Below are 25793 nucleotides of genomic sequence, written 5' to 3'. Positions count from 1 at the left end.
TTCACGTGAAACAATTGCTGTTCAAAGTATCCTGCAGGATAGTTCGATGTTTCACGTGAAACATTTTTTTGCTTTTATTGCTGATAGGATACTCTGTTGATAATCCGTTCCAGATCCTCATTACTGTAATATTCAATTTCTATAATTCCTTTCTTTGTGCCGGGCCGGATCTGTACTTTTGTGCCAAGAGATTCTTCCAATCCATTTTCAATCTCCATAATATAGCTTGGCTTCTCCCTGGCATTCTTTCTTGCTTTCTTCTTCTTATCTAAATTCTGAATGATTTTTTCAGTATCCCGTACATTTAAGCCTTTCTCTATAATCATCCCTGCAACTTGTTCGCGCAGCTTTTTGTCTTCAATGGAAAGCAATGCCCTTGCGTGGCCGGTCGTAATTCTTTTATCGGACAAATACCTCTGTATTCTTTCAGAAAGATGCAGCAGACGCAATGCGTTTGCAACGGCAGGCCGACTTCTTCCCAGGCGCTTCGCTGCTTCCTCCTGGGTAAGATCCATCCTGTCCACCAATTGTTGAATTCCCTGTGCTTCTTCGATTGGGTTGAGATCCTCTCTCTGTAAATTTTCAATCAGGCCAATTTCAATGACTTTTTCCTCCGTCAAATTCATTACCATCGCAGGTATGGTAATCGACCCAGCTTCCCTGGCTGCCCTCCAGCGTCTCTCGCCGGCTACGATCTGATATCGGAATCCACTCTTTTTCACAATAATGGGTTGCACCACTCCATGGCTTCGGATAGACTCCGCCAGTTCCTGAATCCCTTCTTCATCAAACTGCCTGCGTGGTTGATTGGGATTGGGATCAATATCATTAATCCGGATTTCCTGTATCTGCTTTTTTTCCTGTTCACTTAACGCTTCATCCGCATTCTCCGTTTCTTCCTTATAACTTTCAAATAGGGCATCCAGTCCTCTCCCCAGACCTTTTTTCATCGCCATAATTCTTCGCCCTCCTCTTCCTCTTCATTCGAGATCATTTCCTTTGCCAGATCCGTATAGGCTTCTGCTCCAATGCATTTTGGATCGTACAGGATCACAGGAACCCCATGGCTTGGTGCTTCTCCCAGCCGTACATTTCTCGGAATAATCGTCGTATAGACTTTATTCCTAAAGTGTTTCTTTACTTCATCCACTACCTGAATGGAAAGATTGGTTCTTGCATCAAACATGGTCAGTACGACTCCCTCAATTTCCAAATTCGGATTCAGATTCTTTTTTACCAGCTCATAGGTGCTCATTAACTGCGTCAGTCCTTCCAGGGCATAGTATTCGCATTGTATGGGTACCAGCAGTTTATCCGCAGCCGTGAGGGCATTTATGGTAATCAGGCCAAGAGAGGGAGGACAGTCAATCAGGATATATTCATAATCCTCCTTAATATCTGTCAATGCTTTTTTCAAAATCGTTTCCCGTGCCATCATTGGCACCAATTCAATCTCGGCTCCGGCCAGTTGGATCTTTGATACGATGATATCCAGGTTCTTGACAGAAGTATGTAGAATCGTATCCCTGGCATCCACTCCATTGACAATAATATCATAAATGGAATACTTCGCATGGTTTTTATCTATCCCCAATCCACTTGTTGTATTTCCCTGTGGATCAATATCAATGGTCAGCACTTTTTTCCCGAGAACGGCCAGACAGGCACTTAAATTTACATTCGTCGTCGTCTTGCCAACACCGCCTTTCTGGTTGGCAACCGCTATTACTTTAGACATGAATTTGCACCTCTTTTTTCGTTGTTATCTCTATTATAGTTGATTATGATATTTCTGAAAAGAGTGAAGGCATACTTTTTCAAACATTATAATATAAATAAGATATCAAATGAGAGACTCGGGGGTTTTCATGAAAACATTACTGACAACCTTTTGTTTGGTGTTCCTTGCTGAACTGGGGGATAAAACACAAATGGCAACCATGTTGATGGCTGCCAAAACCAAATCCATTTGGATGGTCTTTATTGGCTCTGCTCTTGCTCTCGCTGCATCTTCCCTGATTGGTGTATTTGCAGGGGGACTTCTTATAAAGTTTATACCGCAAAATATCATCCAAACAGCATCTGGGCTGGCTTTTCTCGTTATTGGTATCTTGCTGATCAGTGGAAAAGTATGACGACATCCGAAAGGGATACTGCTCAACTTTTTGGTATGCTTATAGTGATTTCAATGCGATCCTCTTTTTCAACCTGATGATATTTTACGGACAGCCCATACTTCTCCATTAAACGTATGGCATTGTGAATGGTATTGGTGAAGATTCTCAAATCCTTTTTTCCCGATAAGGAGTTCCTGTTTTTCCTGGACCGGATTATATTATTTCTTTGATGATCCCGTATTTTCTCAATATATTGATCAATGAGCCTTTCCGTATCCCTGACATTCAGTTTGGCCGCCACGACTTGCCGGACTGCTTTTATCTGAAGCTGATCGTCCGGAAGCTTCAGGAGAGCCCTGGCATGACGCTCTGTCAGATTTTCCTTGATCAGTATTTCCTTTACTTCTTCACTTAAGCGCAGGATGCGAAGTTTATTTGCGATTGTGGATTGATTCTTTCCCAACTTGGAAGCCAATTCTTCCTGCGTAAATCCATGATCCTGAATGAGGCTTTCGTAGCCTTTTGCTTCCTCCAGAAAATGGAGATTCTCTCTCTGCAGGTTCTCAATCATGGCCATAATTGCGGAGTCTTCTTCATAGGTATCGACAAGTATGGAAGGGATATGGGTCAATCCGGCCATTTTCCCCGCGCGAAGCCGCCGTTCCCCTGCAATCAGTTCATATCCATCCTGTCCGGTTTTTCTTACGGTGATGGGCTGAATCACTCCGTACTCCCTTATGGATTGCGCCAGTTCCTCCAGCCCCTGTGCTGTGAAACTTTTTCTTGGCTGATAGGGATTCGGCTTAATCATATGAATCGGTATCAACTCCACTTCCCTGGAAAACGAATGAACCTCTGCCGGCATAGAATTATCATTTAAAACATGAAACCGTTTCAACATAGCATTCCCTCCAGTTATTATGTATATTCTATGTAATCATTCATTTTCCTCCTTATTCTGTGATTTATTTTTATTTGATCAGTTTAGGTTCCATATCCGCCTGTTTCCTCTATATTTCTTGATATTTCGTTGTTATTCGTTTCATTTTGTCAAATCATTTGCAATTTTTGTGCTTTATCAATAAAAGGAAGGATTCCTGCTTTTACAATGGAGACTTTTTGGGCTTTCCGGCAGAGCGGGGATACTTTGACGGTGTTTTCGCTGTTTTCCCAATGACAACCAATATATGGGTCCTCCCTGAACCCACAATTTCCGTTTTTTCCGTTTTCTTTACCTGACCACCCAATATTTTGATTGCCTGCTCTGCACTCCGGATCTCCTCCGGAGCAGCAGGACCCTTATGGGCCACAAAACATCCTCCCACCCGGACAAAGGGAAGGCAATATTCGGCCAATACCCTCATGGGAGCTACAGCCCTGGACACAACAACATCATACTTCTCGCGGTGAAGCCGCGTTTTTCCCAGATCCTCTGCCCTGGCATGCAAAATACGGCATTCATCCAACCCCAACTGCTTCCGGGCTTCCGCCAAAAACAAGGTCTTCTTCAGAACCGCATCCACCATGGTCAAATGAATGTCCGGCCTCATAATCCGCATCGGGATTCCAGGAAAGCCCGCGCCGGATCCTACGTCCAGCACCTGAGCACCCTTCTTTGGAGTACATACCTTCAGTACGGAAATGGAATCCAGAAAATGCTCCGCAATGACTTCCTGCGGAGTATCTATGGCTGTCAGATTCATTTTCTGGTTCCATTCCAGCAGCAGGGAAAGATACGTTTCAAAACACCTCACCTGCGTATCCTTCAAATTCAATCCCATTTTCGCACATCCGTCCGCCAGCAAACTCCTGTCATCTTTCACTGTCTTTCCGCTCCCGTCTTGTTTTTTCCAGATAAATCATCAGCACCGAGACATCTGCAGGCGATACCCCTGAAATCCGGGACGCCTGTCCGATATTGACCGGCTGCTGCGCCTGCAGTTTCTGCCTGGCTTCCAAACGCAGCCCGGAGATCAGACGATAATCCATATGATCCGGAATTCCGTTCCGTTCCATCTTTCGAAACTGTTCCACCTGCCTTTCCTGCTTTTGAATATAGCCCTGATACTTTACCTGTATCTCAACCTGTTTCCCGACCTCTGCAGGGACTTTCCCGGCCTTCCGGTCCTCCAGACCGGCGATGTCCGAATAATGCAGCTCAGGACGTTTCAGAAGGTTATAGAGGGGTATGCCGCTTTGTATGGGAGACGATCCCTTTTCCTTCAGCCAGGCCTCATTTCTTTCAGATGGAGGCAGCACGGTATGTTTCAGCCTTTCTGTCGCCCGGAGGATGGATTCTTCTTTTTTCATGGTCCTTTGATATCTTTGCTCATCCGCCAATCCGATCCGATAGCCCTTTTCCGTCAGCCGCATATCCGCATTGTCCTGTCTCAGCAGCAAACGGTATTCCGCCCGGGATGTCATCATACGATAGGGCTCTTTTGTCCCCTTCGTCACCAGATCATCCACCAATACCCCGATATAGGCATCCGAGCGATCCAGAATCAATGGCCCGTCCCCCCTGATATACTGAACGGCATTGATGCCGGCCAGAATTCCCTGTGCCGCCGCTTCTTCGTAGCCGGAGCTTCCATTGATCTGGCCGGCAAAAAACATACCTCCGATCTCTCTGGATTCCAGTGACAGCTTCAGCTGGGTCGGGTCAATGCAGTCATATTCAATGGCATAGGCAGGCCGCATGATTTCCGCATGTTCCATGCCCGGCACGGTATGATAGACAGCTGTCTGCACATCCACCGGCAGGCTGGAGGACATACCCTGGATATACATTTCATTGGTGTGAAGCCCTTCCGGTTCAATAAAGATCTGATGACTTTTCTTATCCCTGAACCGGACGACTTTGTCTTCTATCGAAGGACAGTATCTTGGTCCAATCCCTTTGATTTTCCCGGAATACAGGGGAGAACGGTACAGATTCTCCCGTATGATCTCATGGGTATGCTCATTGGTACAGGTCAGCCAGCAGGGAGTCTGATCCCGCATTCTGCAGTCATCCTGAAACGAAAAAGGCTCCGCTGTCGGATCTCCTGGCTGCATTTTCATCCTGGTAAAATCCAGGGATCTTCGGTTGACCCTTGCCGGGGTCCCTGTCTTAAACCTCTGCAGGGCAAATCCCAGGTCCTTCAGGGATTCCGACAGCTGATTGGCGGGGAACAACCCATTTGGCCCGCTTTTCGCCGAAAATTCCCCGATGATGACCCGACTCTTCAAATAAACACCCGATGCAAGTACAACTGCCCGGCAAAGATAAACTTCTCCGGTAGTCAGCCGGACCCCGGATATCCTTCCGTTTTTCGTCCGTATGGATTCCACTTCCCCCTGACGCAGGGTCAGATTCTCCTGGCACTCCAGAGTCCATTTCATTTCTTCCTGATAGCGCTTTTTATCCGCCTGTGCCCGCAGAGAATGTACGGCAGGACCTTTCCCGGTATTCAGCATACGAACCTGAATGGCGGTTTTGTCAATGTTCCGGCCCATTTCTCCGCCCAGGGCATCAACTTCCCGTACCAGATGACCTTTGGAGGATCCTCCAATGGAAGGGTTGCAGGCCATCAAAGCCACAGCATCCAGATTCAGGGCAAGGACCAGGGTTCCCTGCCCCATTCTGGCGGATGCCAGGGCGGCTTCACATCCGGCATGCCCCGCTCCGATTACAATAATGTCATATTTCCCGGCAATAAAATCCATTTCCTTTTCCTACTTTCCAACGCAAAACTCCGAAAATATTTTATCAATTAAATTCTCTGTCACACTTTCTCCCGTAATCTCCCCCAGCGCCTCCAGAACACTCCGGATATCTATGGTCACCATATCCAGAGGAACCGAAGAGTCCAGAGCGGACAACGCTTCCCCCAGATCCCTGTCAGCCCGCAGCAGAACTTCCTTGTGCCGGCTGTTCAGGATCACAGCGGAGTTTTTCGGCCCAAGACGGCCGGATTCCACCAGACGGACAATATTATCCTCTGTTTCCGTCAGACCGGTGCCACCCGTCATGGAAGTCCTGATAATCCGGCTTTCGGAAATCTTTCGTATTTCGTCTTCCCTTATCACAGATGGAAGATCGGATTTATTCAGCAGAATCAGCACCTTTCGATCCTTCAGCCATTTCAAGATCTCAATGTCTTCCTTTTCCAACGGCCGGGAGGCATCCAGCAAAAGTAAAATCAGATCCGCTGTCTGCGTCCGTTCCTTTGTTTTCTCCACTCCGATTTTCTCAATGGCATCCGTGGTTTCCCGGATTCCCGCCGTATCCACGATTTGCACCAGAATCCCCCGGATATTGATATACTCTTCAATGACATCCCTTGTGGTCCCGGGAACATCGGTTACAATCGCACGGTTCTGACGAACCAGGGCGTTCAGCAGGGAAGACTTACCCACATTGGGTTTCCCGATGATCGCAACGCGGATCCCGTCCCGGATCAGCTTTCCCTGATCGGCAGAGGCAAGCAGCTGCCTGCATTGTGACCGGGCATGGTCCAGCTTCCCGCGGACTTCTTCTGTCAGAAGCTCCTCAATATCCTCCTCCGGATAATCCACAGTGACCTCAATACGAGCCAGCAAATCCAGCAGTTCCTGGCGCAGGGCATGGATTTTTCCAGACAGGGCTCCCTCCATTTGTTCCAGGGAAATTCTCGCCGCCTCATCCGATTTTGCAGAGATCAGCTCCATAACACCTTCTGCCTGGGCAAGGTCGATGCGCCCGTTCAGAAAAGCCCGCTTTGTAAATTCCCCGGGCTGCGCAAGCCGTGCTCCCGCAGACAGGACCAGCCCGATAATTCTCCTTACCGGTACCATTCCCCCGTGACAATGGATTTCCACCACGTCCTCCCGGGTGTACGTATGCGGTGCCTTCATATAGACCATCAGGACTTCATCCACAGGATGGTTCTTTTCATCCGCAATATAACCGTAGTAAAAATACCTTGGCCGGATCTCCCGCAGTTTGTTCTTCTTTTTTGTCACAAACAGAGTGCGAACAATCCCCAGGGATTCCGAACCGCTTAGCCGGATCACGGCGATTCCACCTTCTCCCGGCGGAGTCGCCAGGGCCACTATGGTTTCTTCCAATTGCATATCTTCCCGATCCTTCCTTTTCCAACATAATGGATTGCATGCCTTCCAAAAAAGGAAACCCAGTATTTCTACCGGGCTTTTCCCATTCCATCGATTCGTTTTGTATGACATTTACTTCAGGGTAATGACAACCTTACGATAAGGATCCTCACCCTCGCTATGGGTGCTGACATAAGGATCCTTCTGCAAGGTGGAATGAATCACTCTTCTTTCAAAAGGGTTCATCGGCTCCAGTACAATTTTCCGTTTTGTTTTCTGTACCTTATGGCTCAGACGCTTCGCCAGTTTTACCAGCGTCTCCTCGCGTTTTTTACGATAATTTTCCGTATCAATGGTGACCCGTTTGTATTGATCGGTATTGCGGTTTACAACCAGGCTGGTCAGATACTGTACGGCATCCAGGGTTTCTCCCCGATGTCCGATCAGCACTCCCATTTTTGGCCCGATGACATAAATGGAAATCCGATCCTCCGTTTCCTTAATGTCCAGTTCTGCTTCCAGGTTCATTTTTGCCAGCAGCTCCGTCAGGAATTCCCTGGCAATATCCTTTGGTGTTCGGATGACAGACGCCCGGATTCTGGCATCCTTGTTTCCAAATACACCAAATAAGCCCTTTACCGGCTCTTCCAGAACTTCGATATCCAGCTTGTCCCTCTGTACCGCCAGCTGGATTGCAGCTGCCAGAACGGCATCTTCCACTGTTTTGCCCGTTGTAATCACTGATTTCATTTCTTCCGGTCACCTTCCTTTCCTGCAGACGGAGTTCGTTTCTTCAGAATCAACTGCTGTACAATCTGAAACACATTCGTCGTTACCCAATAAATTGCAAAAGAAGCCGTATACATCATACAAAACCATACGGACATAATCGGCATGATGGCTGTAAATCCCTTCATCTGCTGGTTCGCATTATTACCGCTGTCCGGTGGCTGGGTGATCTTCATCTGATAATAGGATGTTACCCCCGCCAATATGGGCAGAATAAACAAGCCGTTGAATCCCTTCCCGAACATCCCAATGGCTTCCCCGGTCAGGGCCTTCAGAGGAGAATCCGGCTGCCAGATATTTTTGATCCACAAAAAGGCATCAATGGATCCCTTCGCAACTTCCCTGTTTGAGATGGAGTTCAATGCACCGACCATCGCAAAGAACAGGGGAAACTGAAGCAGCATCGGGAGACATCCGCCCATGGGATTGATCTCATGTTTCTGATACAGCTCCATGGTCTTTTTATTCTTTTTATCCGGATCATTTTTATATTTTTTGTTGATGGCATCCACTTCCGGCTGGATATCCTGAATCTGCTGATTGGATTTCCTGGATTTCAGATCCAAAGGCAGAAGAATCAGACGCATCAGGATGGAAAACAGGATAATGGCCAGGCCATACCCTCCAAACGGCTCCGGTATTTTGCCGGTTATGAAATTGATCCCTTCCAGAATACTGCTCAGAAAATTGACAAATGAACCCCATAAGCCTGGTTTGGCGGCTTTTTGAGCGGCATTCATCAATAGGATTGGAAAGTTCATATGCTTGTTACCCCCGTATTTTATTTTAATGGGTCATATCCGCCGGAGTGCAGGGGATTGCATTTCAGAATTCTTCGCAGGGAGAGAACTGTCCCCTTGAATGACCCATATTTTTCAATAGCCTGCATGGAATACTCGGAACAAGTTGGAATAAAACGGCAGCTGGGAGGAAATGCAGGGGAAATTATTTTACGGTACGCCCGTATCAGAAATAAAAGGATGTGCTTCATTCTTCCCGTCCCCCAAGCAATCTCCCCCGTTTGAGGAGATGATATACCGCAATATCCAGATCCTGATAGGATGCCTCTTTTGCTTTTCTGCGGACTACGAAAATAATGTCAAAGCCCTGCTTTATCTGATGGATCCGGGATCCTGCGATCACCCTCAGCTGACGCTTGATCCGATTCCGTTCCACCGCTTTCCCGAATTTTCGGTTAATGGAAAAACCGACTCTGGTTTCCGGCCGCCTGGTCTTGCGGAAAACCATTACAAGCAAGGGATGTCCCAGAGAACGCCCCTTTTTATATGTGTATTGAAAATCCCTGTTTTTTCTCAGCCGGTGTTTCTTATCCAACCATTTGCCTCCAGAAAGGGTTTGATGATAGAAAAGGCCACCGAATAGCGGCCTTACGCTGTGAGCTTTTTCCTGCCCTTCCGTCTTCTTCTCTTCAGTACAAGTCTGCCGTCCCTGGTGCTCATTCTTTTCCGGAATCCGTGCTCCTTGCTTCTCTGTCTTTTCTTTGGCTGATAAGTCCGTTTCATTCTGCACATCCCCTTTCTGCTCAATATTAGGATACTATTCCATTTTCCCCTTTCCCTCGCTTTTTATTGCATTCATAAAGCATTTATAGAAAGGAAAAACGGCATTTTGCTATGTTAGTATTATAAGTCATCCTGCTTGCATGTGTCAAGAAAATCAGGCACCTTAAATAATCCACAGATATTTTGAGAATTGTGCTTTACTGTTGATAACTTCTAAACTATAATAATAGTAGATTTCATTACAAGAGTTATACACATTTGTGGATAAGGCTGTGCATAACTTGTCGTATGTTGGATAATTCCCTGTCACGTGTTTCATTGGCAGCATGTTGACAATGTGAATGATTTATTTTAATCTTGTGAATAAGTCCTCCAGGAATCCTGGCCTTATTCACATTGTACTGAAAATACTGACTGAAAAATATTTCATGCTGTGCAGGCCAATTGTTGTACAGCACTTTTGTTCTTATTTTCCGCTTGAAATTACATAGGAGGTTCGCATGGACAATTATTTAATGGATCTTTGGCAGAAAACTCTTGAGCTGGTACGCAACGAGATTACAGACGTCAGTTTTGACACCTGGATCAAGGCAATCGAGCCGATATCGATCCAGGGAGACCAGCTCTATCTCTGTGTTCCCAACGGGTTTACCAAGAGTATTCTGGAAAGCAGATATACCAGCCTGATATCCGATGCAGTAAAGCAGGTCGTGTCCCGTACCTATTATGTGACCTTTGTTCTGACCAGTGAAGCGGACAAATACATGGACAAACCGGATCAGCCGGATTCGGAGGAAAATGAGACCAACAGTCTCCTGAATCCCAAATATACGTTCAGCACCTTCGTCATCGGGAACAGTAATCGTTTTGCCCATGCCGCTTCCCTGGCAGTTGCAGAAGCGCCGGCCAAAGCTTATAATCCGCTGTTTATCTACGGCGGAGTCGGACTGGGCAAGACCCATCTGATGCATGCCATTGGTCATTATATTCTTTCTCAGAACAAAAAGGCGAAAGTATTGTACGTTACTTCCGAAAAATTTACAAATGAATTAATTAATTCCATACAAACCAATAAAAATGTGGACTTCCGAAACCGTTACCGCAATGTGGACGTTCTGTTGATCGATGATATCCAGTTTATTGCCGGAAAAGAAAGTACGCAGGAGGAATTCTTCCATACATTCAATGCCCTGCACGAAGCCAACAAGCAGATTATTATTTCCAGCGACCGCCCCCCGAAGGAGATCCCCACCCTGGAAGACCGCCTGCGCTCCCGGTTCGAATGGGGCCTCATCACGGATATCCAGCCGCCGGATCTGGAAACCCGTATTGCCATATTGAAAAAAAAGGCAGAGCTGGAGAATCTCGAAGTGGACGACGATGTCCTGGAGTTTATCGCAAAACGGATCGAATCCAATATCCGTGAGCTGGAAGGTGCCCTGACCCGCATCATGGCCTACTCTTCCCTGACCAACAGTACTCTCGATGTATCCATCGCCGAAGAAGCTCTTAAGGATATTATTTCCAGCCGGCAGCCAAAGAAAATTACGCCGGAATTAATCCAGAAAGTGGTTTCGAATCATTATCAGCTGAAAATGGAGGATCTGAAGTCCAGGAAACGCAGCCGTCCCATCGTTTATCCAAGGCAGATTGCCATGTACCTCTGCAGGGAGATGACCGATCTTTCCCTTCCGAAAATCGGCGATCTGTTTGGCGGACGGGATCATACCACCGTCATCCATGCCTGTGACAAGGTTGCAACAGACATAAAGGAGGACCTGCAGATGAAACGTACGATCAATGAACTGATCAGACAGATCCGGGAAAACTGACAGGGCTGTGGATGAACTGCCCGGATCGGGTAAAGATATCCCCATTGATATCCACAGGCATTTTGGGGTGCTTCCTTTATTCGACAGCATCATTCACATTTCCACAGGCTCTACTACTATTACTACGAATTAACTATTATATTCAACTACAACAGGAGGTATTCCATGAAATTCACTTGTTCTCAAAAAAAATTTTTGGAGTCCATCCTCACCGTTCAAAGTGCCGTATCCACCCGCAGCAACATTCCCGCTCTGGAAGGCATATTAATCGAAACGGAAAACGATGTACTCAAACTGGCGGGTTCCAACCTGAATCTGAGTATCGAAAACCATATGGAGGCAACCATTCAAAAAAAAGGCAGCGTTGTGGTGCCAGCCAGACTGTTGACGGAAATCGTCCGGAAGCTTCCGGATGCGGAAATTGATTTTTCCGTGCTTGCCAACAACAATGTAAAAATCACCTGCCTGAACTCCATCGTTACCCTCCAGGGTTTTTCTGCGGATGAATATCCTGCCCTGCCCGATATTACTGAAAACCAGCCCATTGAGATCACCAAAACGCTTCTGATTGACATGATCCGGCAGACAACCTTTGCCGTGGCCGTGGATGAAGCCCGTCCCATATTGACCGGTGCTTTGCTGGAAGTCGACGGGAAGGATGTCACCATGGTCTGTCTGGACGGATACCGGCTGGCACTGCGCAGAGGGGTAATGGATACTCCGCATGACAGCGTTCGGGTGATTATTCCGGGAAAATCCCTGGGGGAAATTGCAAAGATCATGCCGGAAGATGACCGTAAGGTCAGTATTACCATATCGGAGCGTCATGTTCTGTTCGATCTTGGTTATACCAGGATCATATCCCGTGTTCTGGAAGGGGAGTATATCAATTACTCACAGATCATTCCGGAGGATTACAGGACCAGGGTAAAGGTGGATACCAAAATCCTGACCTCCAGTATGGAACGTGCCTCCCTAATTGCCAGGGAAGGGAAAAACAATCTGATCCGGCTGAACATCCAGGATCAGAAGATGATGATTACCTCCAATTCCGAGGCCGGCCAGGTTTACGAGGAGGTTCCCATTCTGCTGGAAGGGGAAGAGCTGGAAATTGCTTTTAACGCCCGCTATTTCATGGATATGCTCAAAGTAATTGATGATCCTGAAATAAGACTTGATTTTACAACAAATGTAAGTCCCTGTGTGATTCGGCCCATCAAGGACCATTATTACACTCACCTTTTACTTCCGGTAAGAATTTACAGCTAATGAAGTAAATCGAAATCAAATGAAAAAGTCAGAAGGAGGACGATATGGAACATATTTCAATTCATACGGAGTTTATCAAGCTGGACCAGCTGCTCAAACTGGCAAATGCCGTGGACTCCGGCGGAGCAGCAAAAACGATTATTGCGGAAGGCCTGGTGAAGGTAAATGGTGAGACAGAGCGAAGGAAGGGAAAGAAAATTCATTCCGGAGACACGGTGGAAGTGGAAGGAATCGGGAGCTTCCTTGTCGGGTAAAAGGGGAAGTGCGTCAAATTGCATCTCAGGGAACTGACTCTCCGGAATTTCCGCAATTTTGATCATACGGAGCTTTCCTTTCCTTCTGATTTGATTTTCTTGATTGGCGAAAATGCGCAGGGGAAAACCAATCTCATTGAATCTGTTTTTTTATCCTGCACCGGGCGTTCCCATCGAACTTCCAAAGACAGGGAGATGATCCAGTGGAAGAAGGAGGAAGCCCTTGTCCGGACAAAGGTGGATCGGAAGCTGGGAGACAGCAGCATTGATATTCTCCTGCGTGCCCATGAAAAGAAGAGGGTCCGGATCAACGGCGAGCCCATTCATCGATTGGGAGAGCTGATGGGGCATCTGAATTCCGTTATTTTTTCACCGGAGGACTTGAAGCTGGTAAAGGAAGGTCCTGTGGAACGCAGGCGGTTTATGGACATGGAACTGTCCCAGATCCGACCAAAGTATTTTTATTATCTTCAACAGTACAACCGTATTCTGAATCAACGTAACAATCTTCTGAAGGAAATCCAGAGCAATCCTTCTCTTGCAAAAACCCTGCCGGTATGGGATCAGCAGCTGGCGGAGGCCGGCAGTTTTATTATCCTGCAGCGGCATGCCTTCAATATTTCCCTGCAAAAGATCGCTCAGGAGATACACAATCGGATATCCCGCGGTTTGGAGCAGCTGTCCCTTGTTTATCGTTCCTCCATCCCTTATCAGAACGCTGCTTTGGAGGAAATCCGTCAAAATTTCCTGCGGGAACTGGAAATCCGTCAAAAGGAGGATATTGCAAAGGGACGAACCGGCAAGGGTTGTCACAGAGACGATATCCTGTTTCATATCAACGGCATGGATGTGCGGCTGTTTGGCTCCCAGGGGCAGAAACGGACTACGGTTCTGTCCCTCAAGCTTTCGGAGCTGGAGTTTATGTTCCGGGAAACAGGGGAGTATCCCCTTCTCCTTTTGGACGATGCCATGTCAGAACTGGACTCCACCCGGCAGAGAATGCTGTTGGAATATATCGGAAAAGTGCAGACATTTATTGCTGTCACCGACCAAAACCAGTTTCCTGAAATCCGGGGCAGGGACAGTCAGGTGTTTCAAATCCGCTCCGGATCAGCGGTTCCACAAGAGGGCGGCCCTTTTATTCAGACGTAAAATAGGGTATAATATAAGGGTGGAATCAGAAGGAAGGATGAATGATGATATTGCACCTGGGTGGAGATGCAGTCGCACCGGTAGAGGATGTGATTGTAATAATGAGCATGAAGTCTGCCATGCAGTCAGACAGTAACAGGGAATTCATCAAAACTGCCAAAGAAAAAGGTTTTGTAAAATATTTATCCGATGATCCTCCAAAATCTTTGATACTGGCTGAAATAAATAAAAAGACAGTACTGTTTCTTTCTCCGATTTCTTCCGAGACCCTGCTGAGGAGAAGCGAATATCCGGAAGATGTCGTATTGATGATGGACGAAGACAAGGAGGATTTCAAGTGACAACGCAGGAAAAAAATAACAGCCATTATGACGAGTCTGATATACAGGTTCTGGAAGGACTGGAGGCCGTCCGAAAACGTCCCGGAATGTACATTGGCAGCACCAATGCCAGGGGCCTTCATCATCTGGTATATGAGATTGTTGACAATAGTATCGATGAAGCATTGGCCGGCTTCTGTGACCGGATCCATGTGGTGATACACAGGGACTGTTCCGTTACGGTAGCCGACAACGGCAGGGGCATACCGGTGGGGATCAACCCCAAATATGGCATTTCCGCTGCAGAAATTGTTTTTACCATGCTGCATGCAGGCGGCAAATTCGGCCACGGAGGCTATAAGGTATCCGGAGGTCTTCACGGGGTAGGTGCCTCTGTGGTGAATGCCCTGTCCAAATGGATGGTGGTGCACATCCGGACGGAAGGGAAGGAGTATCTGCTCCGATTTGAATATGGAATTACAAAAACCTCCTTAAAGGAAATAGGGAACACGGAGGAAACCGGCACTACTATTCAATTTGAACCGGACGATCAGATATTCGAAACCCTGAATTTCAGTTACGATGTTCTGAAAAGCCGTCTGAGGGAGATGGCTTTTCTCAATAAAGGCATTACCATTCTTCTGGAAGACGAACGGAACGATTTGTCCGATACGTTCTTTTATGAGGGCGGGATTGTCTCCTTTGTGGAATATCTGAATAAAAACAGGGAAGTACTGAATAATCCGCCGATTTATATTACTGGGGAAAAGGAGGATGCTTCCCTGGAGATAGCCCTGCAGTACAACGACTCCTATATGGAAAATATCTTTTGCTTTGCAAACAACATCGAGACTCCGGAAGGGGGAACGCATCTTTCCGGGTTCCGGTCCGGACTGACCCGGGTCATCAACGATTATGCCAGAAAAGCCAATGTCCTGAAGGAAGGAGATTCCAATTTTTCGGGGGAGGATACCCGGGAAGGCCTGACAGCTGTCCTCAGTGTCAAGCTGATGGAGCCCCAGTTTGAGGGGCAGACCAAGACCAAGCTGGGCAACAGTGACATCCGTGGGTTTGTGGATAATATTCTTTCTGAAAAATTATCTGCTTTTTTGGAGGAGCATCCTGCGGAGGCAAAGATCATTGTGGAAAAGGCTCTCAGTGCCTCCCGGGCCCGTTCCGCTGCCAAAAAAGCCAGAGATCTGACCAGGCGGAAAAGTGTGCTGGAAAGCGCTTCCCTGCCGGGAAAGCTGGCGGACTGCTCGGAAAAGGATCCTTCACAGTGTGAGATCTTCATTGTGGAAGGAGAATCTGCCGGCGGTTCTGCCAAGCAGGGCAGAGAACGCAAGTTTCAGGCGATTCTGCCGCTTCGGGGCAAAATCCTCAATGTGGAAAAAACGCGGCTGGACCGGGTATTGGCCAATGCGGAGATCAAGGCAATGATCACGGCATTCGGTGCAGGGATCGGCAATGAATTCAATGGGGACAAGCTCCGTTATCATAAGATTATCTGCATGACGGATGCTGATGTGGACGGAAGTCATATCCGCACACTGCTTCTGACCTTTTTCTATCGCTATATGAAGCCGCTGGTGGAGGACGGCTATGTCTATATTGCCCAGCCGCCTTTATACAAGGTAACCAGGAATAAAAAGGAATATTATGTTTATACCGACAAGGAACTGGAAAAGCTTCTGAATGAAATCGGACGGGAAGGCATTGAACTGCAGCGATACAAAGGACTGGGAGAGATGAATCCGGAGCAGCTTTGGGAGACCACCATGAATCCGGATACCCGTACGGTGCTGAAGGTAAATCTGGAGGATGCTGTTGCTGCCAATGAGATTTTCAATATTCTGATGGGAGATAAGGTGGAACCGAGGCGGGATTTCATTGAATCCAACGCAAAGTTCGTAAAGAATCTGGATATCTGAGAGTTCTGGACGGCAGCACGGATTTTACGATAAAGGGGAATAACTGGTATGGAACCGTTGGAAAAAAGAATCATAGATGTAAATCTGGAAGAGGAAATGAAAAAGTCCTATATTGATTATGCCATGAGCGTCATTGTGGGACGGGCACTTCCTGATGTAAGGGACGGGCTGAAACCGGTGCACCGGCGCATTCTGTACTCCATGAATGAGTTGGGTCTGACGGCTGATAAGCCCTACAAAAAATCAGCAAGGATTGTCGGTGATGTGCTGGGCAAATATCATCCCCATGGGGACAGTGCGGTTTATGAAGCCATGGTACGGTTTGCACAGGATTTCTCCATTCGCTATCCATTGGTGGACGGCCATGGAAATTTTGGATCCGTGGATGGGGATTCCCCGGCTGCCATGCGCTATACGGAAGCAAGAATGGCAAAGATTACGGAGGAAATGCTGCGGGATATCCGGAAGGAAACCGTTGATTTCATGCCGAATTTCGATGAGTCCCTGAAGGAGCCGGTGGTGCTGCCTGCAAGATTTCCGAATTTGCTGGTCAATGGTTCCTCCGGTATTGCAGTGGGGATGGCCACCAACATTCCTCCTCACAATCTGGGAGAGGTGATTGACGGGACCATTGCCCTGATGGATCATCCGGATGCGGATCTGGATGATATTATTCAATATATCAAAGGTCCCGATTTTCCCACAGGCGGCCTGATTCTGGGCAAAGAAGGGATTCGCCAGGCCTATCGGACCGGCCGGGGACGCATTGTGGTCCGTGCAAAAACCGAAATCGAGGAAATGCCCAATAACCGGTCCCGTATACTGGTGCATGAGATTCCCTACCAGGTCAATAAGGCAAGGCTGATTGAAAAGATTGCCGACCTGGTCAAGGAAAAAAGGGTGACGGGGATATCCGACATCCGGGATGAGTCTGACCGCAATGGCATGTCCATTGTCATTGAGATCAAAAAGGAAGTCAATCCGAATATCATATTGAATTATCTCTTCAAGCATACCCAGCTGCAGGATACTTTTGGTGTGATCATGCTTGCCCTGATCGATGATCAGAAACAGCCCAAGGTGATGAATATCAAGGAGATCCTGTCGCGGTATATTGATCATCAGAAGGATGTTGTCACCCGGAGGACCTGGTATGATCTGGACAAAGCCGAGGCACGTGCCCATATTCTGGAAGGCCTGATCATTGCCCTGGATCATATTGATGCGGTCATTACCCTGATCCGAGGATCCCGGACCGGCCAGGCTGCAAAGGAAGGACTAATCGTGAATTTCAGCCTGTCGGAAAAGCAGGCACAGGCGATTCTGGATATGCGTCTTCAGAGACTGACCGGACTGGAGCGGGAAAAAATAAATGAGGAATATGCGGAGCTGGAAAAGACAGTAAAGCATCTGAAGGATGTATTGAGCGATGAACATCTGCTGATTGGCATTATCAAGAAGGAGATGCTGGAAATCAAGGACAAATACAATGATCCGAGAAGAACGGAGATCGTTGCGGCAGATGATGAAATAGACATGGAGGATCTGATTGACGAACATGATGTTGTGATCACGCTGACCCATTACGGTTATGTCAAGCGAACGCCGCTTCGTACCTATAAGAGCCAGCGAAGAGGCGGAAAGGGGATTACCGGCCTGCATACCAGGGAAGAAGACTTTGTGGAGGATCTGTTCATTACTTCGACCCATCAATCCCTTTTGTTCTTTACTTCCATGGGAAAGGTGTATGCCATGAAGGCCTACGAGATCCCTGAATCCGGACGTCAGGCCAAGGGAACTGCCATTATCAATCTGCTGCAGCTTGTACCCGGAGAACGGATTCAGGCCTTTATCCCATTGAAGGAAGAGGATTTTGCGGAGGATCGGTATCTGTTCATGGCGACACGGAACGGTCTGGTGAAAAAGACTCCCCTGCAGGACTTTAAAAATATCCGGAAAGGCGGGATCATTGCCATATCCCTCCGGGAAGGGGACGAGCTGATCCGTACTTTACTGACGGATGGAAATCAGGAGATCCTCATGGCTTCCCATGAAGGTTATTCGGTCCGCTATTCGGAAAAGGATGTCCGGTCCATGGGAAGAACTGCCATGGGTGTAAAAGGTATGGAATTGAGTGATGGGGATTATGTTATGGATACGGAGCGTGTAAGGGAAGATGCGGACGTACTGACGATCAGCGAAAACGGGTTTGGAAAGCGGACTCCTGCAGAAGAATATCGTATTCAAACCAGGGGCGGAAAAGGCATCCTTACCATGCATATCACCGAAAGAACCGGAAAACTTGCAGCGATGAAGGTCGTTTCCGGAGAAGAGGATCTGATCATGATCAATTCGGAAGGCGTCATCATCCGGATTGGAACAGATGAAATATCCCGATTGAGTCGGAATACCCAGGGAGTCACCCTGATGAGGGTGGAGGAAGGGGACTCCATTGTATCCGTTGCCAAAGCAAAGAAAAGTGAGGAGGACGATGAAGAGGAAGAACGTCCTGCCAATGAGGACAGCGGAGATCGGACAGGGGAGACGGATTCTTCCCAGGGGGCGCAGTCTGCACCACGGATGCCGTTCAGCGGGGAGAAGGACGATTCCCTGAAACGGCTTCTGGACCGGGCACAGGAACCGGACGACAGGCAGGAGAAAGACGGGGAAAAGGAAAATGACGAAAAGAACGATCCCAACGATCCGGAATGACGGGAAATAAAGAGCCGGATTCCCATGGCTGAATCGAAAGGATATAGCTGGCAGATCGTGCGGATACAGGTACGATAAGAATATACATGGAACAGGAGTTACAGGATATGTCTGAAGCTTCAAAATTCTCTGCGGACAGTAAAAAAGAGCTTTACGAAGAATTGAATACCTGTCTGTACGGTTTGCTGGATGGAGAATCGGATGAGATTGCAAATATGGCCAATGCAGCTGCCTTGCTGTATCAGTATCTGCCGGATATCAACTGGGCGGGGTTTTATCGGTATCAGTCCGGAGAGCTTGTCCTGGGCCCTTTTCAGGGACGGCCGGCTTGCATTCGTATTCCCATGGGGAAAGGGGTCTGTGGTACTGCGGCGGAAAAAGGGGAAATACAGATTGTGGAGGATGTCAGACAATTTTCCGGCCATATTTCCTGTGATTCCTCCTCCCGGTCGGAGATTGTGCTTCCCATTCATCAAAATAATCATTTGACAGGAGTCCTGGATATCGACAGTCCGGAGAAAAGCCGGTTTGACCGGATCGATGCAGAAGGATTGGAGGAGTTTGTCCGTCGTTTTGTCCAAAATACGAAAAGTTCGTAAATATTTGGGCTTCGTTTTAATTTTTTAAGCGGATCCCATTATTTTATATATGAGTAAAAAAATTGTAATATATGTGGAAAAAGTGCTGATTAGGCTGTGGATAATGTGGATAAACATGGGGATGAATAAAAAAAGGAAAAATATCTCGGAATGGGCTGTGGATAACTTGTACTTATCCACAGAAAATTGTGAATAATTGGCGAAGTCGGGACGTTTTCGAAGGCAATTTCTTATAGGAAGAAATTTTCGCTCCGGAAGGATTTTTGAAACAATTGTCGAATTTTATGCTTATCATGGGAACGGGCAGAGGACACGGCAGAAATAAGAGCAACGAAAATGGAGGCTTTCCCCTGAAATACGGATCATGCATCATCATCCTGCTGCGCAGAAGATTAATGAATCATTGCGTAAATTGACAGATATATATATAATATATAGTGGCCTTATCAGATCCATTTGGCCGGGGAAGGAAACTTCCCGGAGTGATGATGAAACGGGGGATAATTTTTGTGAAAACAATGGGGGACTTTCGGAAGTTTCTATCGGAGCATAAGTATTTTTACAGTCTGCTTTTGTTAGTTCCGATTTTGATATGGTTTAAATATTTGGAGAAGACCCTTGTTCCAAAATATATGATACATGTGAGCCTGGATGACCGGGTTCCGTTTGTCAAGGAATTCGTTATTCCGTATCTGATTTGGTTTCCATATATTGTATATGGAGTGATATTCACCGGGACACATTCCCGAAGGGATTTTTATAAACTGCTTATCTTTCTGGCAGGTGGGATGTCCATTGCCTATATCGTTTATATGATTTATCCCAATGCACAGAATATGAGGCCGGTCATTACCAAAAAGGATCCTTTCTCTCTTTTGGTGAGAATGGTATATGCCACGGATACGCCGACCAATGTATGTCCGAGCGTGCATGTGATTAACTCCATTGCGGTGAATGCGGCCCTGCAGCATTCGGAAGACTTTGCAAGGGAGAAGAGGAACGGGAGGCTTGCATCCCACATCTTAACCATACTGATATGCCTGTCCACTGTGTTTATCAAACAGCATTCTGTTATGGATGTCGGATGGGGGATTGTAACCGGAATGGTATTTTACATTCCGCTGTATGTATTGCCCGCAATCAGAAAACACAGCTGGGATCGCTATATCCAGATAAAGGAGTGAAAAGGGCATGGAAGCGGCACTTTCCGATAATATTTTTCTATTTATTTTATTGTCGATTGCAAACACGTTTCTTTCCCTTAAGTTTCCTAAATCTATATTAGATTACCAGAATTGGATTTATAAGGATAAAAAGTGGGAAGATGGAGGAGAAGTCTATCAGCGGGTATTGAAAGTAAGGAATTGGAAAAATCAATTGCCGGAGCTGAGCGATTTTTTAAAGCCTATTTTTTCCAGAAAGCATATTGCATCGTTCGATGAGAAGCATATACAAAAATATCTTCTGGAATCCTGCCGTGCGGAATTGACGCACTGGGGAATTATTCTGTCCTCTTTCCTTTTCGGAATCTGGAGTAGTTTTTTGGAGACCTTTTTTATGATTTTTCTGGCACTTGGCCTGAATCTGCCATATGTCATCATTCAACGTTACAACCGGCCGCGTATCATCCGATTTCTTGAGAACAGTGAGGGGAACAGAGTGAAGAAAAGCAGAAAAAAAGAGAAGAAGAACCGTACGAATACTGGTGGAGAAGGAGGCGGCATTGTATTTCTTTCCGCGGAGGATACCGGCCAGGGCCATAAAAGTATCACAAAGGCTTTGGTGGAGCAGGTTCATGAGCAATATCCGGGATTGAAGATCACTGTGATAGATGGGTTTTCCCTTGGAGGAAAATTCATGGATCTGATGGGTCGGCTCTACAATCCGATCATCGTCAATTTTCCTGCATTATGGGGCTTTCTTTATCAGATAGCCAATCGTTATCCCGGCATGATCAATACATTTGTAACAAAAAGCATAGGACAGGAACTGATTCGCCGGCTTGAGGAAATCAAACCGGATGTAATTGTTCCTGTTCATGCTGTTTTTATCAGCGCAGTTTTGAATGTTCTGGAGCGGGAAAATGTAAACATTCCGGTGCTTCCTCTGATTGCAGATCTGGACAACGTTTCCGGTATGTGGGCGGATAAAAGGTCAGCCTATACCATGTGTCCTTCTGTGGAGTCCAAATGCACCATGCTCTCCCTTGGACTTCCGGAAGAAAAATTACAGCTTGTTGATTTTCCGGTCCGCGAGGACTTTTGCGTACCTTTCCCCTCTGCTCCGAGGGATGCGGATCAGATATCCAAAAACGGAGCCTCTGTCCTGTTGGTGAACGGAAGCCAGGGATCCAAACGGATTATGAGCATTGTCCGAAATATTCTGGATCACAGTAGCTGTCGCATTTCTGTCCTTGCAGGAAGCAAGGCATCCCTGAGGGAAGAGCTGGAGAAGGAGTTTGGGGATACCACGGGTCATCGTGTTCGGATTCACGGATTCACGAAAGATATGAAAAAGTACATGATGGAAGCGGATATTCTCATTGTCCGGGGAAGTCCCAACGTGGTAATGGAAGCAGTTAATCTGTGCAAACCCATTATTGTTGTGGATGCATTGAGGGGACAGGAAGAAAAAAATCCGGAGTACGTCCGGCATCACAATTTGGGAGTGGTCTGTATGGATCCCCAAAAAGTTCCGGATGCGATATCGGATTTGCTTGCTCAGAATGGCAAAAAGCTTCGTGAGATCTATAACCGGCAGTTTGCATTCCGGAATGTACGGGCAGCCCGGGAGATTGTGGAGTTCATCGTCAGACATGGCTGTAAGACTGTGGAGCGTTCCGCCGGGACTTCCCAATCGGAGGCGTATAATCCCTGTGTTTTGAATATGGAGAAAAGTGAGATTCATTAAACTCTTTTTTTCTCCGCAACGCAATTTTCTATTTTTAAAAATTTTTTTGAAGTGATTCTCCCCGGTATTTCCGGGGCTTTTTTAATGGAATGCTTTCGGAACAGGCTTGACAAATCAAGAATGTCCCTGTAAAATATATTTTTCACAATTTAATTGTTCCAAATATATTGGAGGAGGTTTTACTATGTCAATCTATGATTTTGAGTACACGTCGATTGAGAATCAGCCGGTGAAGATGTCGGATTACAAAGGAAAAGTACTGCTTGTTGTCAATACAGCCAGCAAATGCGGAGTCCGGCTCTTTTCTACTTTTTTGCCAGGGAATCAATCTGCTGCATAATAATTTCTATGCTGTCGGTGGAATTGTTTTCCGTCATGGCACGGATGTATTTATCCCGATTCAGGTGCAGATCCACAATATGATCATAAAGGGTATCCTCCGTCATATTTTCCTGTTCCAGCATCCTGCTGAAGCCCTGTTTTTGAAAGGACTTTGCATTGGCAATCTGATCGCCGCGGCTGGAGCTCAAGGGAAGCGGGATCAGCAGCGCCGGTTTTTTCAGGGCAAGGAACTCATAAATGGAGTTGGCTCCGGACCGGGATACCACAAGATCGGTCATTGCCAGAATATCCGGTAGCTCTTCGCTCACATATTCGAACTGCCTGTAGTCCGGATGGTTATCCAGAACGGTGTCAAAATTGCCTTTGCCGCAGATATGTACTACCTGGAAACGGCGGGTCAGTCTGCTAAGCAGTGCCCGGATCGCCTTGTTGATGGCAACAGCGCCCTGACTGCCGCCCATGACCAGGATGGTGGGCTTTTGTCCGCTAAAGCCGCATAGTTTTCTGCCCCTTTCCGGGTTGCCCAAAAACAGTTCCTGCCGAATGGGAGTTCCGGTATGGATCGCTTTTCCTTCCCTGAAATATTGGACGGTCTCCGGAAAGGTGGTGCATACCGTCTTTGCAAACCGGGTGGCAATCTGATTGGCAAGGCCCGGTGTAATATCAGACTCATGGACAATGACCGGGATACGATTGATCCATCCTCCCAAAACAACCGGTACGGAAACAAATCCACCTTTGGAAAAGATAATCTGAGGCTTCAGCTTTCGAATTCGGTTCATGGATTGTCCGATGCCTGCCAAAACACGGAATGGATCGGTAAGATTTTTAATATCCGCATATCTTCTCAGTTTGCCGGACTGCACGCTGTGATAGGTTACATAGGGGATTTCCGTTATCAGCTTGTGTTCAATCCCGCTTTGTGTTCCGATATAGTGAATGTCCCATCCTCTTTTTTTCAGTTCCGGCAAAAGGGCAATATTGGGTGTCACATGGCCTGCAGTGCCGCCGCCGGTTAAAACAATTCTTTTCAAGAAAAACATCTCCCCAAAACTTATTGAAAAAAATCATCGGTTTTTGTTGGATTGCACGGATTGCCCGAAGTACCGATCAGACTTTCTCCGGTGCATGAAGACCAATCAGTCTTAGACCAGTGGCAAGAGTGGCTTTTGTTGCCTGTACCAATGCCAGCCGTGCTTTTCGGAGACCTTTTTCTTTCACCAGTATGGGATGTTCGTGGTAGAACCGGTTGAATTCCTTTGCCAGCTCCACCAGATAGCGGGTCAGTATGGAAGGCTCCAGATCATCCAATGCCTGTTTTACTTTATCCGGGAAGACGGACAGGACCCGGACCAGCTGGTATTCTTCTTTACTGGAAAGCAGGCTGCTGTCAAAATCCGCATCTGCAGAAGCGGATTTTGAAGTCATTTCTCCGGGACAACCCATTTCATGGCCTGCTTTGCTGCTTTTGCCTGCCGGATCGGTTTCCACTGAGGTTCTTATCGTTTTCCCGTCCTCTGCCCTGCGGAGTACACTGCAGGCTCTCGCATGGGTATATTGCACATAAGGACCGGTTTCCCCGTCAAAGTTCAGGACTTCATCCCAGGAGAAGGAGACGTCCTTGATCCGGTTGCTGAACAAATCGCTGAAGATCACGGCACCTACGCCCATCTGCTTCGCCACTTCCTCCTTGTTTTCCAGATCCGGATTTTTTTCTTCAATGGTTGCTCTGGTCTTTTGGATGGCTCTGGACAGGATATCGTCCAGCAGTACCACTTTTCCGGTACGGGTGGCCAATTTTTCCCCGCCGATGCTGACTGTGCCGAATGGTACATGATACAGGCCCTTATACCAGCTATAACCCATCTTTTCTATCACCTTGAACCATTGCTTGAAGTGCAGGCTCTGGGAAACGCCGGTGACATAAATGCACTTGTCAAAATGATAGGTATTTTTTCGATAGATGGCCGCGGTAATGTCCCGGGTGGCATACAAAGTGCTGCCGTCGGTTTTCAGGATCAGGCAGGGAGGCATGCCTTCCTTTTCCAGATCCACCACCATAGCTCCCTTGCTTTCCTTCAGAAGATTTTTTCCCTTCAGTTCCTCAATCACCGGCTCCATCTTGTCATTATAAAAGGACTCACCGGTATAGGCGTCAAATTCGACCCCCAACAGATCATAAACTTTTTTATATTCCTCCATGCTGATGTCAATGAACCAGCGCCAAAGGGAACGGGCTTCTTCATTTCCCTGCTCCAGGCGTGTAAACCATTCCCTCGCTTCCTCATTCAGGGAAGGATCCTTTTCCGCTTCCTTATGGAATTTAACATATAGGGCAACCAGCTCATCAATCAGATTTTCCTGGACGGCATGCTCTGATCCCCATTTTTTGTAGGCCACGATGAGTTTGCCGAACTGGGTTCCCCAATCTCCAAGGTGATTGATGCCGACACAACGGTAGCCCATGAAGGCAAAAATCTGATACAGGGAGTTTCCAATGGAAGTGGAGCGCAGATGACCTACATGAAACGGCTTTGCAATATTGGGGGAAGAGTAGTCAATGACAACAGTCTTTCCCCTGCCGATATCCGAGGAGCCGTAGGAATTTCCTTCCTGCAGTATTTCGCTCAGGATTTTTCGGATGTACACACTTTTGTTCAGAAAAATATTCAGGTAACCGGATACTGCCTCAATCCGGTCAATGTCTTCCGTGCTGCCCTTCTTTGAAACGATGGCAGAGAGATCCTCAGCAATCCGCACCGGGGATTTTTTCAGAATCCTGCTCAGCTTAAAACAGGGAAGGGCCAGATCCCCCATTTCCGGGTTAGGTGGCACCTCCAGCATATCGTGGATCTGCTGCGGCTCAATTTCCGGTATTCCGGGGGCCAGCAGTCTGGAAATTTCCGATTTTGCATCAAACATTCGTTAAACCTCTTTCAAAAACATTATTGTTTATCAGGAAACCAA

The 25793-nt window shown here is 47.1% G+C and carries 24 protein-coding genes and 1 pseudogene; 12 read left to right on the top strand and 13 right to left on the bottom strand.

The genetic code is table 11. The features are described from left to right. Window positions 1–74: 74 nt before the first annotated feature. A complete protein-coding gene (locus QBE55_04235; GenBank protein WZL79373.1) occupies window positions 75–956 on the bottom strand; it encodes a ParB/RepB/Spo0J family partition protein in 882 nt (293 codons plus the stop codon). Then, on the bottom strand, window positions 947–1738 hold the full coding sequence (locus tag QBE55_04230; GenBank protein ID WZL79372.1) for an AAA family ATPase: 792 nt from the start codon (window positions 1736–1738) through the stop codon (window positions 947–949). Before QBE55_04230 ends, QBE55_04235 begins: the two co-directional genes overlap by 10 nt. Window positions 1739–1868: 130 nt before the next feature. Here QBE55_04230 and QBE55_04225 point away from each other — a divergent pair, with 130 nt between their 5' ends. Continuing rightward, window positions 1869–2135 (top strand): TMEM165/GDT1 family protein, encoded by a 267-nt coding sequence (locus tag QBE55_04225; protein ID WZL79371.1) that lies wholly within the window; start codon window positions 1869–1871, stop codon window positions 2133–2135. A gap of 22 nt (window positions 2136–2157) precedes the next feature. Here the strand turns inward: QBE55_04225 and noc are convergent, their stop codons facing one another. The 9 genes from noc to rpmH form a co-directional block, all read right to left on the bottom strand. Continuing rightward, the gene (noc, locus tag QBE55_04220) at window positions 2158–2982 is read right to left on the bottom strand and encodes a nucleoid occlusion protein (protein WZL79862.1); all 825 of its coding nucleotides are present in this window, start codon (window positions 2980–2982) and stop codon (window positions 2158–2160) included. A gap of 238 nt (window positions 2983–3220) precedes the next feature. Beyond that, window positions 3221–3940 (bottom strand): 16S rRNA (guanine(527)-N(7))-methyltransferase RsmG, encoded by a 720-nt coding sequence (gene rsmG / locus QBE55_04215; GenBank protein WZL79370.1) that lies wholly within the window; start codon window positions 3938–3940, stop codon window positions 3221–3223. Then, window positions 3930–5825 (bottom strand): tRNA uridine-5-carboxymethylaminomethyl(34) synthesis enzyme MnmG, encoded by a 1896-nt coding sequence (gene mnmG / locus QBE55_04210; protein WZL79369.1) that lies wholly within the window; start codon window positions 5823–5825, stop codon window positions 3930–3932. The genes rsmG and mnmG overlap by 11 nt, the downstream gene beginning before the upstream one ends. A 9-nt stretch (window positions 5826–5834) precedes the next feature. After that, entirely contained in the window at window positions 5835–7214 is a 1380-nt protein-coding gene (mnmE, locus tag QBE55_04205) for a tRNA uridine-5-carboxymethylaminomethyl(34) synthesis GTPase MnmE (protein ID WZL79368.1), read from the bottom strand. Window positions 7215–7325: 111 nt separating this feature from the next. After that, complete coding sequence (gene jag, locus QBE55_04200) at window positions 7326–7943, bottom strand: RNA-binding cell elongation regulator Jag/EloR (GenBank protein ID WZL79367.1); 618 nt, start codon at window positions 7941–7943, stop codon at window positions 7326–7328. Next, entirely contained in the window at window positions 7940–8743 is an 804-nt protein-coding gene (locus tag QBE55_04195; GenBank protein ID WZL79366.1) for a YidC/Oxa1 family membrane protein insertase, read from the bottom strand. Before QBE55_04195 ends, jag begins: the two co-directional genes overlap by 4 nt. Before the next feature lie 20 nt (window positions 8744–8763). Continuing rightward, window positions 8764–8973 carry a membrane protein insertion efficiency factor YidD gene (gene yidD / locus QBE55_04190; protein ID WZL79365.1) on the bottom strand — a complete coding sequence of 70 codons (210 nt, stop codon included), beginning with the start codon at window positions 8971–8973 and terminating at the stop codon, window positions 8764–8766. Next, the gene (gene rnpA, locus QBE55_04185; GenBank protein WZL79364.1) at window positions 8970–9317 is read right to left on the bottom strand and encodes a ribonuclease P protein component; all 348 of its coding nucleotides are present in this window, start codon (window positions 9315–9317) and stop codon (window positions 8970–8972) included. The genes yidD and rnpA overlap by 4 nt, the downstream gene beginning before the upstream one ends. Before the next feature lie 53 nt (window positions 9318–9370). Next, the gene (rpmH, locus tag QBE55_04180; protein WZL79363.1) at window positions 9371–9505 is read right to left on the bottom strand and encodes a 50S ribosomal protein L34; all 135 of its coding nucleotides are present in this window, start codon (window positions 9503–9505) and stop codon (window positions 9371–9373) included. A 500-nt stretch (window positions 9506–10005) separates the two neighbouring features. Between rpmH and dnaA the strand changes: the two genes are divergently transcribed. From dnaA to QBE55_04125, 11 genes and pseudogenes are all read left to right on the top strand, one after another. Then, window positions 10006–11337: a chromosomal replication initiator protein DnaA gene (dnaA, locus tag QBE55_04175; protein ID WZL79362.1), complete on the top strand. Its 1332-nt coding sequence runs from the start codon at window positions 10006–10008 to the stop codon at window positions 11335–11337. Between the two features lie 165 nt (window positions 11338–11502). Beyond that, window positions 11503–12606, top strand: coding sequence for a DNA polymerase III subunit beta (gene dnaN / locus QBE55_04170; protein WZL79361.1), 1104 nt, complete (start codon window positions 11503–11505; stop codon window positions 12604–12606). A gap of 44 nt (window positions 12607–12650) precedes the next feature. Beyond that, on the top strand, window positions 12651–12860 hold the full coding sequence (gene yaaA / locus QBE55_04165; protein WZL79360.1) for a S4 domain-containing protein YaaA: 210 nt from the start codon (window positions 12651–12653) through the stop codon (window positions 12858–12860). Between the two features lie 18 nt (window positions 12861–12878). Next, window positions 12879–14012 carry a DNA replication/repair protein RecF gene (gene recF / locus QBE55_04160; GenBank protein WZL79359.1) on the top strand — a complete coding sequence of 378 codons (1134 nt, stop codon included), beginning with the start codon at window positions 12879–12881 and terminating at the stop codon, window positions 14010–14012. Window positions 14013–14053: 41 nt separating this feature from the next. Next, window positions 14054–14353: a DUF370 domain-containing protein gene (locus QBE55_04155; GenBank protein WZL79358.1), complete on the top strand. Its 300-nt coding sequence runs from the start codon at window positions 14054–14056 to the stop codon at window positions 14351–14353. Beyond that, window positions 14350–16263, top strand: coding sequence for a DNA topoisomerase (ATP-hydrolyzing) subunit B (gyrB, locus tag QBE55_04150; protein ID WZL79357.1), 1914 nt, complete (start codon window positions 14350–14352; stop codon window positions 16261–16263). Before QBE55_04155 ends, gyrB begins: the two co-directional genes overlap by 4 nt. Window positions 16264–16311: 48 nt before the next feature. Next, entirely contained in the window at window positions 16312–18975 is a 2664-nt protein-coding gene (gene gyrA, locus QBE55_04145; protein WZL79356.1) for a DNA gyrase subunit A, read from the top strand. A 107-nt stretch (window positions 18976–19082) separates the two neighbouring features. Next, a complete protein-coding gene (locus QBE55_04140; protein WZL79355.1) occupies window positions 19083–19574 on the top strand; it encodes a GAF domain-containing protein in 492 nt (163 codons plus the stop codon). 518 nt (window positions 19575–20092) lie between these two features. Further along, window positions 20093–20758, top strand: a complete 666-nt coding sequence (locus QBE55_04135; protein WZL79861.1) for a phosphatase — start codon at window positions 20093–20095, stop codon at window positions 20756–20758. Between the two features lie 7 nt (window positions 20759–20765). Beyond that, entirely contained in the window at window positions 20766–22484 is a 1719-nt protein-coding gene (locus QBE55_04130; protein WZL79354.1) for a glycosyltransferase, read from the top strand. Window positions 22485–22668: 184 nt separating this feature from the next. Beyond that, window positions 22669–22776: pseudogene (locus QBE55_04125) on the top strand (glutathione peroxidase). 13 nt (window positions 22777–22789) lie between these two features. On the opposite strand, the gene QBE55_04120 reads toward QBE55_04125, so the two are convergent. Together QBE55_04120 and argS are read right to left on the bottom strand one after the other, a co-directional pair. Then, window positions 22790–23860, bottom strand: a complete 1071-nt coding sequence (locus QBE55_04120) for an undecaprenyldiphospho-muramoylpentapeptide beta-N-acetylglucosaminyltransferase (protein WZL79353.1) — start codon at window positions 23858–23860, stop codon at window positions 22790–22792. Between the two features lie 76 nt (window positions 23861–23936). Continuing rightward, a complete protein-coding gene (gene argS / locus QBE55_04115; GenBank protein WZL79352.1) occupies window positions 23937–25748 on the bottom strand; it encodes an arginine--tRNA ligase in 1812 nt (603 codons plus the stop codon). Between the last annotated feature and the right edge of the window lie 45 nt (window positions 25749–25793).

The sequence above is a fragment of the Eubacteriales bacterium mix99 genome (assembly GCA_038396605.1).
Lineage (GTDB): Bacteria > Bacillota > Clostridia > Caldicoprobacterales > DTU083 > UBA4874.
This window is presented reverse-complemented; position numbering and strand designations above follow the sequence as displayed.